Source organism: Shewanella algicola (assembly GCF_014648035.1).
GTDB lineage: Bacteria > Pseudomonadota > Gammaproteobacteria > Enterobacterales > Shewanellaceae > Shewanella > Shewanella algicola.
The window spans coordinates 19,612-35,356 of the sequence record NZ_BMQI01000037.1 but is presented as its reverse complement, the minus strand read 5'-3'; the positions used below and the strand labels follow the sequence as shown (position 1 = coordinate 35,356).

Genomic DNA, 15,745 nt, shown 5'->3' with positions numbered 1-15,745 from the left:
ATTTTAACAGGAAAACTGTTGATTAAAGCCCCTAAATTCAATTACTCACAATTTACTCAGTAATTGCGTTCAATAAGGCTAATATTTATGCATAAAAACTGACAGCTTTATATGCAATACGCAATCTAAATATGCATATAACGTGATTTTGTGTATTTATGATGGGGATACTATTTCTGCTGTTGATGTTGTTGAATGACATCGTCAATAAGTTGGTCTTTGTCTAACCACAATTTATTTAGCCAACGCTGAAATTCTACCCGTGTCTCTGGTTCATTAAAGTAGGTATTGGCATCAACATGGGGAACCGGTAGTACGTCTACTCGTATAACAACTTTATTGATTTTACCATGCATTACATTACCTAACACACGCTCAGACGTTTCAGGATAGACCAACGTGATGTTGAGTAGATTAGTAAATTGCTCACCCATGGCGGATAGGGTAAATGCGATACCGCTGGCTTTAGGGCGCAATAAATGTCGGTAAGGAGAGTTTTGACGTAGGCGTTTTTCTTCGGTAAAGCGGCTACCTTCAACATAATTAATAATAGAGGTAGGTGAATCTTTAAAGCGCTCGCATGCCTTACGAGTGGTTTCAAGATCTTTGCCTCTTAGCTTTGGATTCTTTTTAAGTTTTGCCGGGCTGGTTCTGTCCATAAATGGCATGTCCAGCGCCCAGCAACCTAAGCCCATAATTGGCACATACAAGAGTTCTTTTTTGAGAAAAAATTTCAACATAGGGATGTGGTTACGCAACACATAGGTTTGTGCCGCGATATCAAATCCACTGACATGGTTACTGATAATTAAATACCAACCATTGGGATCGAGTTTTTCAAGGCCTGAAATATCCCATTCTATATTGGATATCAGGAACAAAATCCCGCCGTTACATGTCGCCCAAGCCCACATAAAACGGTTCATTATTTTGGTTAGCACGCTGCGTACAGTCTTGAAAGGCAGTAATAACTTCACGATACCGCCCACAGTTAACAGTGAACCCCATAAGCTGGTGTTGATAATTAACAGCGTTAGGCTGAAAATATACAGAATGGGACCAGGTAAAAACGTTAACATGTATAGTTATGCCTTTTGCTTTGATTCGTCAGTAAGTCTTTGCAGTTGCTGGTCTTTATTGACCCAGATTTGATTGAGTTGCTCTTGGAAATCAATTTTGAATTCACGATCTTTAAGGTAATCGCCGCGCATACTTTGCGGAATATCACTCACACTAATATGTACGTGGACTTCGTTGAGCGCACCACAAATATACTGCCAGTAACTTGGGACTTGGTCGGGATAATAAATCGTCACGTCGACTAATTTATTGATGTGTTCGCCCATTGCTGATAGCGCAAATGCCATGCCGCCCGCTTTCGGTTTTAAAAGGTGCTTAAAGCTTGATTGTTGTTTGTCATGTTTTGCTTGAGTGAAACGGGTGCCTTCAACAAAGTTCATTATGCTGACGGGTTTGGTCTTAAATTTTTCGCAGGCTTTACGGGTAATCTCAATGTCTTTACCTTTGAGCTTGGGGTTTTTACGCAGTTGTGATGAGCTATAACGGCGCATAAATGGAAAGTCTAATGCCCACCAAGCCAAGCCCAAAATAGGCACATAAATCAATTCTTGTTTAAGGAAAAACTTTAAAAAAGGAATTTTACGATTAAACACTCGCTGTAAAATCAGAATGTCGACCCAAGATTGGTGATTCGCAATAACCATGTACCATTCTTGTTCTGAAAACTGTTGATCGCCAGAAACGTGAATGCGCATTGGGTGAAAAATAGCTTCGACTATGTTGTTGACGCTGATCCATGCTGTTGCACAGTTATCAAGAATGTAGCTACAGCTTTTTTGAAAAATGCTAATTGGGATCAACTTAAAGACACTAAACACCAAAATGGGAATAGTCCAAAAAACGGTATTCAGTAAATAGCATACGAATGCTATACAGCCTTTGATTTTCGAAAACAGCGACATTTTTCTCTCCTATTAAACGGAGAGCTATGTTACTCGTAGTCGAGGTATTGCTCAATAAATACAACCGTTAAAAATTGACTTTATTGCTGATTGAGTTTGGCAAGCAGGCGATCCATTGCCCGATAACCAAGCGCTTGGGCAATGTGTCCACGCTCGGTAGTGACAGATTGTTGTAGGTCTGCAATGGTGCGTGCAACCCGCTGAATACGGTGAAAACTGCGTACCGATAAACCTAAACTCACCACACTTTGTTCTAAAAACTCTAAGTCTTGCTGACTAATATTACTGTCTTGTTTTAATTGTTTTGGGGTTAATTCGCTATTGAGTACTCCCGCACGGGCTAATTGGTACTCTCTTGCTTGTTTTACGCGCTTGGCGATATCGACGCTGGTTTCTCCGGGTTGATGTTTTTGGGTTAGGGTACCTGAGGGTAATTTTGGCACATCAACCGTTAAATCGAATCGGTCTAAAAATGGCCCTGACAATCGCGATAAATAACGCTGAATTTGATCAGGGGTTGAACGGGCACGCTCAGTATCACCACAAGGACTTGGGTTCATAGCTGCAATCAGTTGAAAACGGCTTGAAAAAGTGAGCTTTGCGGCTGCTCGAGATATTTCTACCTGGCCAGTTTCTAACGGTTCTCTTAAGCAGTCGAGTACTTTACGAGGAAACTCAGCGATTTCATCTAAAAATAATATCCCCCGATGAGCCAATGATATCTCCCCAGGTTTTGGGTGGCTGCCACCGCCAATTAAGGCAATAGATGAACAAGTATGGTGTGGCGAACGAAAGGGACGATTTAAAAAATCTTGTGGCTTAATGTGCAAGCCTGCCACCGAGTGAATGGCGGCTACTTCAATGGCTTCATCGTACGACAACGCAGGCAGCAGCGGGATAATTCGGTTAGCTAACATGCTTTTTCCGGTACCTGGCGGTCCAAGAAAAAGTAGGTTGTGATTACCTGCCGCGGCAATTTCTAATCCCTGTTTTGCTTGATATTGGCCAATCACATCACTCATGCATAATAAGTTGTCAGCGACTGGCGATTCGTCTATCCATTCTGGTTGGGTGTCGAGTAATGGCAGTTGCGCTTGACCATGTAAAAATGCGGCCAGATTTTGTAAGTGCGCCACAAAGTAACTGTGGTGATAACCCACAAGCTCTGCTTCATGGCGGTTATCGATAGGCATAAAAAAATGGTGCTGATCGTTACGCGCCGCAATAATGGCTGGTAGTAAACCGGTGCAAGGCCTGATTTGTCCCGATAAGGCTAACTCACCCACAAATTCACATTGGTGTAAGGCTTTGGTTGGTACTTGATTGGATGCGGCTAAAATACCAATGGCGATGGGCAAGTCGTAACGACCACCTTGTTTGGGTAAGTCTGCAGGTGCGAGGTTAACGGTAATGCGCCGCTGCGGGAATTCGAAACCGGCATTGATCAAGGCACTTCTTACCCGCTCTTTGGCTTCTTTGACTGAGGCTTCGGGTAACCCCACTAAATTAAATGCGGGTAAACCATTACTTAAATGCACTTCAACAGTCACTTTAGGGGCTTCTACACCACAACTTGCTCGAGTAAACACACAGGCTATCGCCATTAACAAAATCCTTTTGTTTGAATAATATACAAATGAAGGGATGCATACAGTCTAGCAGTGGTAACTTTTTTTGCTGATTTTATGGTTTTAGCGTCGGTATAATAAGACAAAATATATACAATATTGTTAACTAATCCTTGGTTAACTTCCCGCTATTTGAAGTGGCTGCAGCGCAGGTGGTGTGTATAAACCACCAACATATAAGTGGCGGTCACATAAACACTCGAATAGTCGTTAGCTTTTCACATAAACACGCTATTTTTCCTTGGCGTGATTAGCCTGTGATGATTGTATTGAGTTTTTACGGCGTCCCCAGCGTTGTATGATTTTTATAGCAATGACCTGCAATGTAGCGCAATCATGTTAACCATCGCCTTAAACCGAATTACTGTTCTTTGTTGCGAAACAAAGTTAACTGCTTTACTAGCGATAAACGCTAGCCATTATTCCTGAGTGCTTTTAGCCTTAGGTGAAGAGAATGTATGACTATTACTGATAGTTTTTTAATAATTTTGTGCCTTATTGGCATTAGCTGTTTTTTTTCGATGTCAGAAATTGCCCTGGCGGCATCACGTAAAATCCGCCTGCAAACAATGGCTGATGAAGGTGATTTACGCGCCACTAAGGTATTAAAGCTACAAGCTCATCCGGGCAGCTTTTTTACCGTGGTGCAAATTGGTTTAAATGCGGTGGCCATTATGGGTGGTATTATCGGTGAGTCGGCCTTTCGGCCTTACTTTGAAGACATACTATTACCGTTATTAGGCAGTGAATGGGGCTTACAACTGAGCTTTGTGTTTTCATTCGTTACGGTCACATCGTTATTTATTTTGTTTGCTGACTTAATGCCAAAACGCATTGCGATGGTGCTCCCTGAGCAAGTGGCGGTTACCTTTGTGATGCCCATTGCGTTTTGTATTACCGTATTAAAACCCTTTGTGTGGATTTTTAATGGTTTGGCTAATGCGATTTTTAAATTATTGCAGGTGCCAACGGCGCGAAATGATCAAGTTACGCACGATGATATTTACGCCATGATGACCGCCGGAACAGAGGCGGGTGTGATGGACAAAGGTGAGCAACAGATGATGGAAAACGTGTTTGAAATGCAGTCGGTGTCTGTGACATCGGCCATGACCGCACGTGAAAGCCTAGTGTATTTTTACTGCAAGACACCGAAGAAGATATTAAACAAAAGATTGCCAATAATCCCCATAATAAGTTTTTGGTGTGTGATGGTCAGTTGGATATGATCAAAGGCTTTGTTGATGCTAAAGAGTTGCTGATCCGAGTGATTAATGGTGAGCACCTTACCCTTAAAGGCAGCACCTTGGTACATAACTGCTTAATTATTCCAGATACGTTAACCTTGTCGGAGTCGATGGAGTATTTTAAAAATAATCGTGCTGACTTTGCTGTTGTGATGAATGAATACGCCTTAGTGGTGGGCATTGTAACCACTAATGATTTGCAAAGTGCAGAAATGGGTGCCTGGTCTCTGCATGAAAGTGAAGAGCAAATTGTGGCCCGAGATGGTAACTCTTGGTTAGTTGACGGGGTAACACCCATTACCGATGTGATGCGGGCATTTCAAATTGAAGCGTTTCCACAAAATCAAAACTACGAAACCATTGCCGGTTTTATGATGTATATGCTGCGTAAAATTCCTAAGCGTACCGATTTTGTAAACTATGCAGGGTTTAAATTTGAAGTGGTCGACATTGACTCTTATAAAGTCGACCAATTACTTGTAACGCGTATTGATACTGATTTACCGCCATTGCCTTAAGGCGCTTAAGAACTTAAATAGAGATTAGCGTTAAGCCGCTGTGTTTCTGAGTTAACTGCTTTTTTACTTCGCTAAATAATCTCTAGAAACGCGCTAATGATTGGATCGTTAGCGCGTTTTTCTTTGCAACAGCAGCCTAATTCAAAGGCCGGGATGTCAACCGGTGAAACCAATGTCTGGATCCGCTCGCGTACAGGACTGTTATGGATCACCGCATCTGGACTTATGCCCACACCACAGCCTAGCGCCACCATCGACACGATAGCTTCTTGGCCAGACACTTGAGCGTATATATTGGGCTTAATACCCATTTGTTTAAACCATTGGTCGATACGTTTTCGACCCGGGCCATGGTCGGGGACTATGTAGGGCAATTTCTCCCAATCAATATGACTTTGACTTACCCATTGTTGTACTTGGCATTGCATTAATGGGGCGATGACCGAAATAGGCACTTTGTCTATGGGTGTAAAGTGCAGGGTGTTTGGGAACACCTCGGGTAAAGCAATAATGGCGATATCGGTACGATTTTTTTGGATTTGGCTCACGGCGTTAGCAGGATCGCCAGTGGTTAAATGAATATCAACATGCGGGTGGTCGCGTCTAAAGCGGTCGAGCAATGCTGGCAAATGACTGTATGCCGCGGTGACCGAGCAATATAAATTCAGATTACCGCGTAAATATTGCTGGCTAGGGTCAATACGACTGCGCAGCTGGCTCCAGTCTGCCAGGGTTTGTTCGGCAAAGCGCTTAAACTCTAATCCGGCATGGGTAATGGTAACACTGCGGTTGTCGCGTTCAAATAACTTACAGCCGACCTCATCCTCTAAACGTTGTAATGCCCGGCTTAATGTTGATGGGCTGACATGGGATTGCTCAGCTGTTTTAGCAAAATGTAGGCTGTCGCATAAGTGCAAATACAATTTTAGAGAGCGAATATCCATAATTAGCGTTTCCATAAAGAGGATTTAATTCATTAAAACAGCGACATTGCGTTTTATGCAACGTCACATGCCAAATATATCATTTTAAGCAATAAGATGGATAGGCTATAGTCAACTCAATCGCAAAGTTTGAGTGTGTGTCAAACATAAATTGCGTCCCAAATTTTATATTTTTAAGGTGGTATCAGATGGCTAACTATTTTAACTCTCTGAATTTACGTCAACAATTAGCTCAATTAGCACAATGCCGCTTCATGGACCGCACTGAATTCAGTGACGGTTGCGAATACATCAAAGATTGGAACATTGTTATTTTAGGTTGTGGTGCGCAAGGCCTTAACCAAGGTTTGAACATGCGTGATTCTGGCCTAAACATTTCTTTTGCGTTACGCCCAGCAGCGATAGCTGAAAAGCGCGCATCTTGGCAAAAAGCCACTGATAACGGCTTTAAAGTGGGTACCTTTGAAGAGCTTGTACCAGCCGCAGATTTAGTGCTTAACCTTACGCCAGACAAGCAACACACCAATGTTGTTAACGCTGTAATGCCATTAATGAAGCAAGGTTCTACGCTAGCGTATTCGCACGGTTTCAACATTGTTGAAGAAGGCATGCAAGTGCGTTCAGACATTACTGTAATCATGGTTGCACCTAAGTGTCCAGCGACAGAGGTTCGTGAAGAATATAAGCGTGGATTTGGTGTACCAACACTGATTGCTGTTCACCCAGAAAACGATCCAAACGGTGATGGCTTAGCAATTGCTAAAGCCTATGCAAGTGCAACCGGTGGTGACCGTGCCGGTGTATTGATGTCATCTTTTGTTGCTGAAGTTAAGTCAGATTTGATGGGCGAGCAAACAATTTTATGCGGTATGTTACAAACCGGTGCCATTTTAGGTTATGAGAAAATGGTTGCTGACGGTGTTGAGCCTGCTTATGCCGGTAAACTTATCCAACAAGGTTGGGAAACTGTTACCGAAGCACTTAAGCACGGCGGCATCACTAACATGATGGACCGTTTATCAAACCCTGCAAAAATCAAAGCGTTTGATATGGCTGAAGAGCTAAAAGAAATCCTTAAGCCGCTATTTGAAAAGCACATGGATGACATCATCAGCGGTGAGTTTTCTCGCACTATGATGGAAGATTGGGCTAACGATGACGCTAACTTGTTACGTTGGAGAGCAGAAACCAATGAAACCGCGTTTGAAAATGCACCTACAACGTCTGAACATATCGATGAGCAAACGTATTTCGACAAAGGCATCTTCTTGGTTGCGATGATCAAAGCCGGCGTTGAACTAGCATTCGATACTATGGTTGCAGCAGGTATTGTTGAAGAGTCGGCTTATTACGAGTCGCTACATGAAACGCCATTAATTGCTAACACGATTGCTCGTAAGCGTTTATATGAAATGAACGTGGTTATTTCGGACACAGCTGAATACGGCTGCTACTTATTCAACCACGCTGCAGTACCCATGCTACGTGATTACGTGAACGCTATGTCTTCAGAGTTTTTAGGCGCTGGTCTTGTTGAAGCGTCAAACGGTGTTGATAACCAACGTTTAATTGAAGTCAATGAGCAAATTCGTCATACAGACGTTGAGTTTATCGGTGCTGAGTTACGCGGTTACATGACAGACATGAAGCGTATTGTTGAAGCGGGCTAAGCGTTAAAAACTGATGTAGTACCTGTTCAGAGATTGGTTGTAAAAAATGTGTAGTCGGACAGGCATCAATGAAGCGACCCAATACACCATATTGGGTCGTGGAAAAACAAATTGTTAGATTGAGTTCAATATTATTTTCAGCGAACTCATAAGTTAAGTTTTTGTTGTTGTTTGCATTGTCTCGGCAGGGAAGCTGAATTTTTTTACAAAGGCGATTTTTTAGTTGTGCTCGATAAAACTTTTATGGTACTTGTTAGTAATACCGTAACGTTTATTGAACATAAGCGAACGAAAAAATTTTAAAAACTTAGGATACAGTCTAAAAACATGTTAAACCGCGCAGCCATGCTCATTCTCGTGATTATTACCGTAGTGATTATTAAGTCACAGCGGGGGTGGCGTTTGACAACTAGACTGACCTAAGAGTCACAAAGATTGCAAAAACCCCCGCTCCGAAAGGACCGGGGGTTTTTAGTTTCTAGGCTTAAGAAAAAATCAATACCCAGATATCACATCAGTAGAGCAAGCAAAACATTGACGAAGTAGAGATAAAAATATGGAAGCAGGACAGAAAATGCGCGGCGCAGATGCAGTCATCAAAGTACTAGCAGCACATGGTGTTACCACAGTGTTTGGTTATCCTGGCGGGGCCATTATGCCCATTTACGATGCGCTCTATGGTAGCCCTGTTGAGCATCTACTCAGCCGCCACGAACAAGGCGCCGCATTTGCAGCCGTAGGTTATGCCCGTGCCAGCGGGAAAACTGGTGTTTGTTTTGCAACCTCAGGCCCAGGGGCAACCAATTTGGTCACCTCGTTGGCCGATGCCTTGCTTGATTCTGTACCTCTAGTGGCCATCACCGGCCAGGTTTCTACTGCGGTGATAGGCACCGATGCCTTTCAAGAAATCGATGTGCTTGGTATGTCACTGTCCTGTACCAAACACAGCTTTATGGTTACCGATATCAATGAGTTAATCCCAACCTTGTATCGCGCCTTTGAAGTTGCTGCAGAGGGAAGACCCGGCCCTGTATTGGTTGATATCCCAAAAGACATTCAAATTGCTGAACTTGAGTACAAAACCCCATTACAAAGTGTTGCCGATGAGCCTCTCGCGACACAAACTGAGCTTGACGCTGCCATCGAGCTACTGACTCAAGCCACTAAGCCTATGTTATATGTTGGCGGTGGTGTCGGTATGGCGGGTGCGGTATCTCATTTACGTGAGTTTATTGATGTCACTGGTATTCCGTCGGTTGCCACGCTTAAAGGTTTGGGTAGTGTTGCCCATGGTACCAAAGGGTATTTAGGCATGCTGGGTATGCATGGGGGGAAAGGTGCAAACTTAGCCGTGCAAGAGTGTGATTTATTAATCGTCGTCGGTGCTCGTTTTGATGACCGAGTCACCGGACGGTTAGCCAGCTTTGCCAGTAATGCCAAAGTGCTTCATTTAGATATCGATGCGGCTGAATTGGGTAAATTACGCCTAGCCGAAGTGGCTATTGCCGCAGATTTACGTCAAGTTTTACCGGCATTAACAACAGCTGTTCGCGGTAAAATGGCCATAAGCCAATGGCAAACAGAAGTTGATGCATTAGAGCGTCAGCATCAATGGAATTATCAACACCCAGGAGAGCTGATATACGCGCCTGCCATGTTACGTCGTTTAGCCAATAAATTACCTGAAGACAGCGTGGTGGCGTGCGATGTTGGCCAGCACCAAATGTGGGTTGCGCAACATATGTGGTTTCGTCGCCCAGAAGATCATTTGTCGAGCGCTGGCCTTGGTACTATGGGTTTTGGTTTGCCAGCGGCAATTGGTGCTCAGGTGGCTCGCCCAGATGCTACCGTGGTCACAGTATCCGGTGATGGCTCATTTATGATGAATGTCCAAGAATTGACTACCATTAAACGTCGTAAGCTGCCGGTTAAAATTTTACTGATAGACAATCAAAAATTAGGCATGGTCAAGCAGTGGCAGCAGCTGTTTTTTGAAGAGCGCTATAGCGAGACCGATTTATCTGACAATCCTAACTTTGTATTAATGGCATCGGCTTTTGATATTCCTGGCCGGACGATTAATCACGCAGATCAAGTAGAACAAGCACTAGATGAAATGCTTAACAGCAGTGGCCCTTACATGCTGCACGTAGCGATTGATGATGCCTTTAATGTATGGCCATTAGTCCCACCCGGAGCCAGCAACAGCGACATGATGGATCAAATGGAGAAGCAAACATGATGCATAATCTTGAAATAACCGTTCAACAACGTCCAGAAGTGCTAGAACGTGTATTGCGTGTCACTCGCCATCGTGGATTTAAAGTCACCCAAATGCAGATGCGCATCAATGACGATGCTAGTATGGCTGTAGAACTATGGGTTGAGGCTGAGCGCGCAATCGAACTGTTAAGTAACCAGCTGACTAAATTAATTGATGTCACCCAATGCAAAGTGATGCCTGCAGTATCTCTTGGGCAAGCTGCAAACAGTTAAACATACATTATTACCCATTTTAATGGGTTATTTGTGATAACACAGGTAACCCGCACCACATTACACAAGGATATTTGCAATGCCAAAATTACGTTCAGCAACCAGTACCGAAGGCCGCAACATGGCAGGTGCCCGCGCACTATGGCGTGCGACTGGGGTAAAAGAAACCGATTTTGGTAAGCCAATTATTGCGATTGCCAATTCATTCACTCAATTTGTACCAGGGCATGTGCATTTAAAAGACATGGGCGCACTTGTTGCTAGCGCGATTGAAGAGGTCGGCGGTATTGCCAAAGAATTTAACACCATTGCAGTAGACGACGGCATCGCCATGGGGCATGGCGGTATGTTGTATAGCTTACCATCTCGTGAGCTCATTGCTGACAGTGTCGAATACATGGTTAATGCGCATTGTGCAGATGCGCTAGTGTGTATCTCAAATTGCGACAAAATTACCCCAGGCATGTTAATGGCCGCACTGCGATTAAATATTCCGGTCATTTTTGTGTCTGGTGGACCAATGGAAGCGGGTAAAACCAAACTGTCTGACCAGCTCATTAAGCTTGATTTAGTGGATGCTATGGTCGCTGGCGCGGATACGAATGTCAGTGATGCAGACAGTAAACAAATTGAACGTAGCGCGTGCCCAACGTGTGGCTCTTGCTCAGGCATGTTTACTGCTAACTCAATGAACTGCTTAACAGAAGCCTTAGGGTTGTCATTACCAGGTAATGGTTCAATGTTGGCGACTCACGCTGATCGCCGCGAATTGTTTTTAGAAGCAGGCCGCCGCGTAATGAAGCTTGCTGAACGCTATTATAAGTACGATGACGAAAACGCATTGCCACGCAATATTGCATCATTTAAAGCATTTGAAAACGCCACCGCATTAGACATCGCCATGGGCGGCTCGTCTAACACGGTATTGCATTTATTGGCCGCAGCCCAAGAAGCTGAATTAGCCTTTGATATGGCTGATATTGATCGCATGTCGCGCCTTGTGCCACACCTTTGTAAAGTTGCACCATCTACCCCTAAATACCATATGGAAGATGTGCACCGTGCTGGTGGCGTAATGGGGATCTTAGGCGAACTAGACAGAGCGGGTTTGTTGCATAACGACGTACCACACGTGGCAGCAGATAACGGCGGCGACTTGAAATCTGTATTAGCTAAGTACGACCTAAAACAAACCAATGACCCAGAAGTGGTTCGTTTCTTTAGTGCTGGGCCTGCCGGCATTCCAACTCAAAAAGCCTTTAGTCAAGATTGCCGTTGGGACAGCGTCGATGATGATCGTGAAAATGGTTGTATCCGCGCACGTGAATTTGCGTTCAGTCAAGAAGGCGGCCTAGCGGTACTTGCGGGTAACGTGGCAACTGATGGTTGTATTGTCAAAACCGCGGGCGTTGACGAATCAAACTTAATGTTTGTCGGTAGTGCCCGCGTGTATGAAAGCCAAGATGATGCCGTAGCTGGTATTCTGGGTGGTGAAGTTGTTGCAGGTGACGTGGTGGTAATTCGTTACGAAGGCCCTAAAGGCGGCCCAGGTATGCAAGAGATGTTATACCCAACTACGTACCTTAAGTCGCGCGGCTTAGGTACTCAATGTGCTCTGATTACAGATGGCCGTTTTTCTGGTGGTACATCGGGTTTATCAATTGGCCATATTTCACCAGAAGCTGCATCGGGTGGCACTATTGCACTTATTGAAAACGGCGATCAAATTGCGATCGACATTCCAAAGCGTAGCATTCAATTGAATGTGAGTGACGATGAATTAGCACGTCGCCGTGACGCAATGGACGCTAAAGGTCCATTAGGTTGGAAGCCTGTCGCGCGTGAACGTTATGTGTCATTAGCGTTAAAAGCCTATGCGTTATTAGCAACCAGTGCTGATAAAGGTGCCGTACGCGATCGCACCAAACTGGAGGGGTAATATGTTGGCTTTGGCGTCTCAAACTCAATTAGACCTAGCGCATTATTATTTACAGAAAATTTTGCTGTCGTCTGTATACGATGTCGCTAAAGTGACGCCGCTGTCGAGCATGAATAAACTATCAGCTCGCTTTGGTTGTCAGGTGTATTTAAAGCGTGAAGACATGCAGCCTGTGCATTCATTTAAACTGCGCGGTGCTTACAACCGTATTGCTGCACTCACGCAAGAAGAATGCGATAAAGGCGTGGTGTGTGCCTCGGCGGGTAACCATGCTCAGGGTGTAGCGATGTCAGCGGCAAGCCGCGGTATTGATGCCGTGATTGTGATGCCAAGTACCACGCCAGACATTAAAATTGATGCGGTGCGCCGACTTGGTGGCAATGTAGTGCTGCATGGCCAAGCCTTTGACCAAGCAAATGATTACGCTAAAAATTTATCGGCAACCGAAGGGCGTGTTTATATTGCGCCATTTGATGATGAGGCCGTGATTGCCGGACAAGGCACGATTGCACAAGAAATGGTGCAGCAACAGCGTGATATTGAAGTGGTATTTGTGCCTGTAGGCGGTGGAGGGTTAATTGCGGGTATTGCTGCGTATTACAAAGCCGTTATGCCACAAGTTAAAATTATTGGTGTTGAGCCAGAAGACGCCGCGTGCTTAAAAGCGGCGCTAGAAGCGGATGAGCCAGTCACCTTGCCTCAAGTCGGTTTATTTGCCGACGGCGTAGCGGTAAAGCGTATCGGCACTGAGCCTTTCAGGCTAGCACGTGAATACGTTGACCATGTGGTCACAGTGACCTCTGATGAAATTTGCGCTGCAGTAAAAGATATTTTTGAAGACACTCGCGCCATTGCGGAGCCCGCCGGCGCATTATCAATTGCAGGTCTTAAAAAGTATATGGCATTGCAGGGCGACAGTAGCGACGCGCCTAAAAAAGCTGCAGCCATATTAAGTGGAGCTAATGTTAACTTTCATAGCCTTCGCTATGTGTCAGAGCGCTGTGAACTTGGCGAGCAAAAAGAAGCGGTGTTAGCGGTTAAAGTCCCTGAAAAACCAGGCAGCTTTTTACGCTTTTGTGAGCTACTTGAAAAACGCCCAATGACCGAATTTAATTACCGTTTTAGCAGCCGTGAAGTAGCGGTGGTGTTTGCCGGGATCCGCTTAACGGGTGGACAAGCTGAATTAGTAGAGATTATCGCTAACCTTGAGTTAGAAGGGTTTGAAGTTCAAGATTTATCTCAAGATGAAACCGCTAAGTTGCATGTTCGCTATATGGTCGGTGGCCATCCTCTTGAGCCGTTAGAAGAACGCTTATTTAGCTTTGAGTTTCCTGAGCATCCGGGCGCTTTGCTGAAGTTTTTAACCACTTTGCAAAGTAAATGGAATATTAGTTTGTTCCATTATCGTAATCATGGCGCCGCATTTGGCCGTGTATTAGCCGGGTTCGAAGTGCCCGCAAATGATGACGATGCTTTTGCGCAATTTTTAACGGATTTAGGATTTGTCTATCAAGAAGAAACGAACAGCCCAGCTTACCAGTTATTTTTGAACAGCCCTAAAGCGGAGTAAGAACAACAAGTTCGATGCCAATAATGCTTTAAAGTGGCCAATATATTATTGAACTTTAAATAATGATCACATTGGGGTGATTTACCATCCCAATGTGATATTGTCTGTGCACCAAAAACGAAAATATATTCGTAGGTGATAACCCACACCGTCAAAGTCTGATGTCATTAGTACATCATATGATTGTGACGGGTTGCTTATATGTAGGGTAAATTTTTCCATATGCGTGTAGCTTTACACATGCATATACGACCTCATTTTAAGGAGACATTGATGTTACCCGTGCCAATTATTCCAGCTTTTATGCCACCGCGCCGAACTCTAATGGGTCCCGGCCCATCTGATGTGTATCCTGAAGTGCTTGCTGCACAGTCGAGACCAACTATTGGCCACTTAGATCCGCTGTTTGTCGGTATGATGGATGAGTTAAAGAGCCTTATTCAGTATGCCTTTCAAACTAAAAACGAAATGACTTTAGCGGTATCGGCCCCTGGCAGCGCCGGTATGGAAACCTGCTTTGTTAACTTGGTTGAACCGGGTGAAAAGGTCATCGTGTGCCGCAATGGCGTGTTTGGTGAACGTATGCGCCAAAATGTTGAGCGTGTAGGCGGTGTTGCCGTTGTGGTTGATAATGAATGGGGCGAGCCTGTATGCCCTGATAAAGTTGAAGCTGCACTGGTGGCAAACCCAGATGCCAAGTTTTTAGCCTTTGTGCATGCAGAAACCTCAACAGGTGCGTTATCTGATGCCAAAACCTTATGCACGTTAGCGCAATTACACGACTGTATTAGCATTGTTGATGCGGTGACATCATTAGGTGGTGTTGAATTACTGGTCGATGAGTGGGGCATTGATGCTATTTATTCTGGTAGCCAAAAATGTCTGTCATGTGTGCCGGGTTTATCACCTGTATCTTTTTCGCCTAAAGCTGTGGCTAAGATTAAAACGCGAACTACGCCAGTACAAAGCTGGTTTTTAGACCAAACTTTGGTGATGGGATATTGGGGCAATGACAGCGGTGCTAAGCGCAGTTATCACCATACTGCCCCGGTTAATGCACTTTATGCACTGCATGAATCATTGCGTTTACTGGCCAATGAAGGGCTAGAAAATGCCTGGGCAAGACACCGTAAAATGCACCTGTTATTGCGTGATGGTTTAACCCAATTAGGGCTTACGTTTGTGGTAGACGAAGCGTCAAGGTTGCCACAATTAAATGCTGTGTATATTCCAGAAGGTGTTGATGATGCCACAGTACGTAAACACCTGTTAGAAGAGTACAACCTTGAGATTGGTGCTGGCTTAGGAGCATTAGCAGGTAAAGCGTGGCGTATTGGCTTAATGGGCTTTGGTGCCCGGCGTGAAAACGTTGCCTTGTGCTTACGGGCTTTACAAGAGTCGCTTAGCTAACTCGTTATAATCATAGCGGTTTATTGATACAAAAAATGACGCTAATGAGCGTCATTTTTTATTGAATAATGGCTTTGTTGAACACGATTATTCAGCGAGCTTTTTTTCAATTTCGTTAACTTGCGCTTGCAATGCTTCAAGCTTTTCACGGGTTTTAAGCAACACATGTTGCTGCACTTCAAATTCTTCGCGCGATACCACGTCCAGTTTCATCAGTTGGCTTTGTAATACTTGTTTACTGCGCTCTTCAAACTCACCCGCAAATTGCTTTACACCGCTTGGTAAGTTGTCACTTAGTTGTTTCGCCAGTTCTTCAATTTTCTTTGGATTAATCATCATGA

11 protein-coding genes and 1 pseudogene are annotated in these 15,745 nt (G+C 44.3%); 7 read left to right on the top strand and 5 right to left on the bottom strand.

The annotated features are described in order from the left end of the window. Window positions 1–170: 170 nt before the first annotated feature. The 3 genes from yihG (IEY42_RS15265) to IEY42_RS15255 form a co-directional block, all read right to left on the bottom strand. Complete coding sequence (gene yihG, locus IEY42_RS15265) at window positions 171–1,079, bottom strand: 1-acylglycerol-3-phosphate O-acyltransferase, YihG family (RefSeq protein ID WP_188926048.1); 909 nt, start codon at window positions 1,077–1,079, stop codon at window positions 171–173. Window positions 1,080–1,085: 6 nt separating this feature from the next. Further along, entirely contained in the window at window positions 1,086–1,982 is an 897-nt protein-coding gene (gene yihG, locus IEY42_RS15260; RefSeq protein ID WP_188926047.1) for a 1-acylglycerol-3-phosphate O-acyltransferase, YihG family, read from the bottom strand. 80 nt (window positions 1,983–2,062) lie between these two features. Further along, on the bottom strand, window positions 2,063–3,586 hold the full coding sequence (locus IEY42_RS15255) for a YifB family Mg chelatase-like AAA ATPase (RefSeq protein ID WP_188926046.1): 1,524 nt from the start codon (window positions 3,584–3,586) through the stop codon (window positions 2,063–2,065). 482 nt (window positions 3,587–4,068) lie between these two features. On the opposite strand from IEY42_RS15255, the pseudogene paeA reads away from it, so the two are divergent. After that, window positions 4,069–5,375 (top strand): annotated as a pseudogene (gene paeA / locus IEY42_RS15250) (polyamine export protein PaeA). A 71-nt stretch (window positions 5,376–5,446) separates the two neighbouring features. On the opposite strand, the gene ilvY reads toward paeA, so the two are convergent. Then, a complete protein-coding gene (gene ilvY / locus IEY42_RS15245) occupies window positions 5,447–6,319 on the bottom strand; it encodes an HTH-type transcriptional activator IlvY (protein ID WP_188926045.1) in 873 nt (290 codons plus the stop codon). A gap of 188 nt (window positions 6,320–6,507) precedes the next feature. Here ilvY and ilvC point away from each other — a divergent pair, with 188 nt between their 5' ends. From ilvC to IEY42_RS15215, 6 genes are all read left to right on the top strand, one after another. After that, window positions 6,508–7,989, top strand: a complete 1,482-nt coding sequence (gene ilvC / locus IEY42_RS15240; protein ID WP_188926044.1) for a ketol-acid reductoisomerase — start codon at window positions 6,508–6,510, stop codon at window positions 7,987–7,989. A 556-nt stretch (window positions 7,990–8,545) separates the two neighbouring features. Then, window positions 8,546–10,231, top strand: coding sequence for an acetolactate synthase 2 catalytic subunit (gene ilvG / locus IEY42_RS15235; RefSeq protein ID WP_188926043.1), 1,686 nt, complete (start codon window positions 8,546–8,548; stop codon window positions 10,229–10,231). Further along, entirely contained in the window at window positions 10,228–10,485 is a 258-nt protein-coding gene (gene ilvM, locus IEY42_RS15230; protein WP_188922183.1) for an acetolactate synthase 2 small subunit, read from the top strand. Before ilvG ends, ilvM begins: the two co-directional genes overlap by 4 nt. A gap of 79 nt (window positions 10,486–10,564) precedes the next feature. Further along, on the top strand, window positions 10,565–12,424 hold the full coding sequence (ilvD, locus tag IEY42_RS15225) for a dihydroxy-acid dehydratase (RefSeq protein ID WP_188926042.1): 1,860 nt from the start codon (window positions 10,565–10,567) through the stop codon (window positions 12,422–12,424). A gap of 1 nt (window position 12,425) precedes the next feature. Next, entirely contained in the window at window positions 12,426–13,994 is a 1,569-nt protein-coding gene (gene ilvA / locus IEY42_RS15220; RefSeq protein ID WP_188926041.1) for a threonine ammonia-lyase, biosynthetic, read from the top strand. A gap of 273 nt (window positions 13,995–14,267) precedes the next feature. Then, the gene (locus IEY42_RS15215) at window positions 14,268–15,404 is read left to right on the top strand and encodes a pyridoxal-phosphate-dependent aminotransferase family protein (protein WP_188926040.1); all 1,137 of its coding nucleotides are present in this window, start codon (window positions 14,268–14,270) and stop codon (window positions 15,402–15,404) included. Between the two features lie 87 nt (window positions 15,405–15,491). Here the strand turns inward: IEY42_RS15215 and ubiK are convergent, their stop codons facing one another. Beyond that, complete coding sequence (gene ubiK, locus IEY42_RS15210; RefSeq protein ID WP_188922230.1) at window positions 15,492–15,740, bottom strand: ubiquinone biosynthesis accessory factor UbiK; 249 nt, start codon at window positions 15,738–15,740, stop codon at window positions 15,492–15,494. Window positions 15,741–15,745 lie beyond the last annotated feature (5 nt).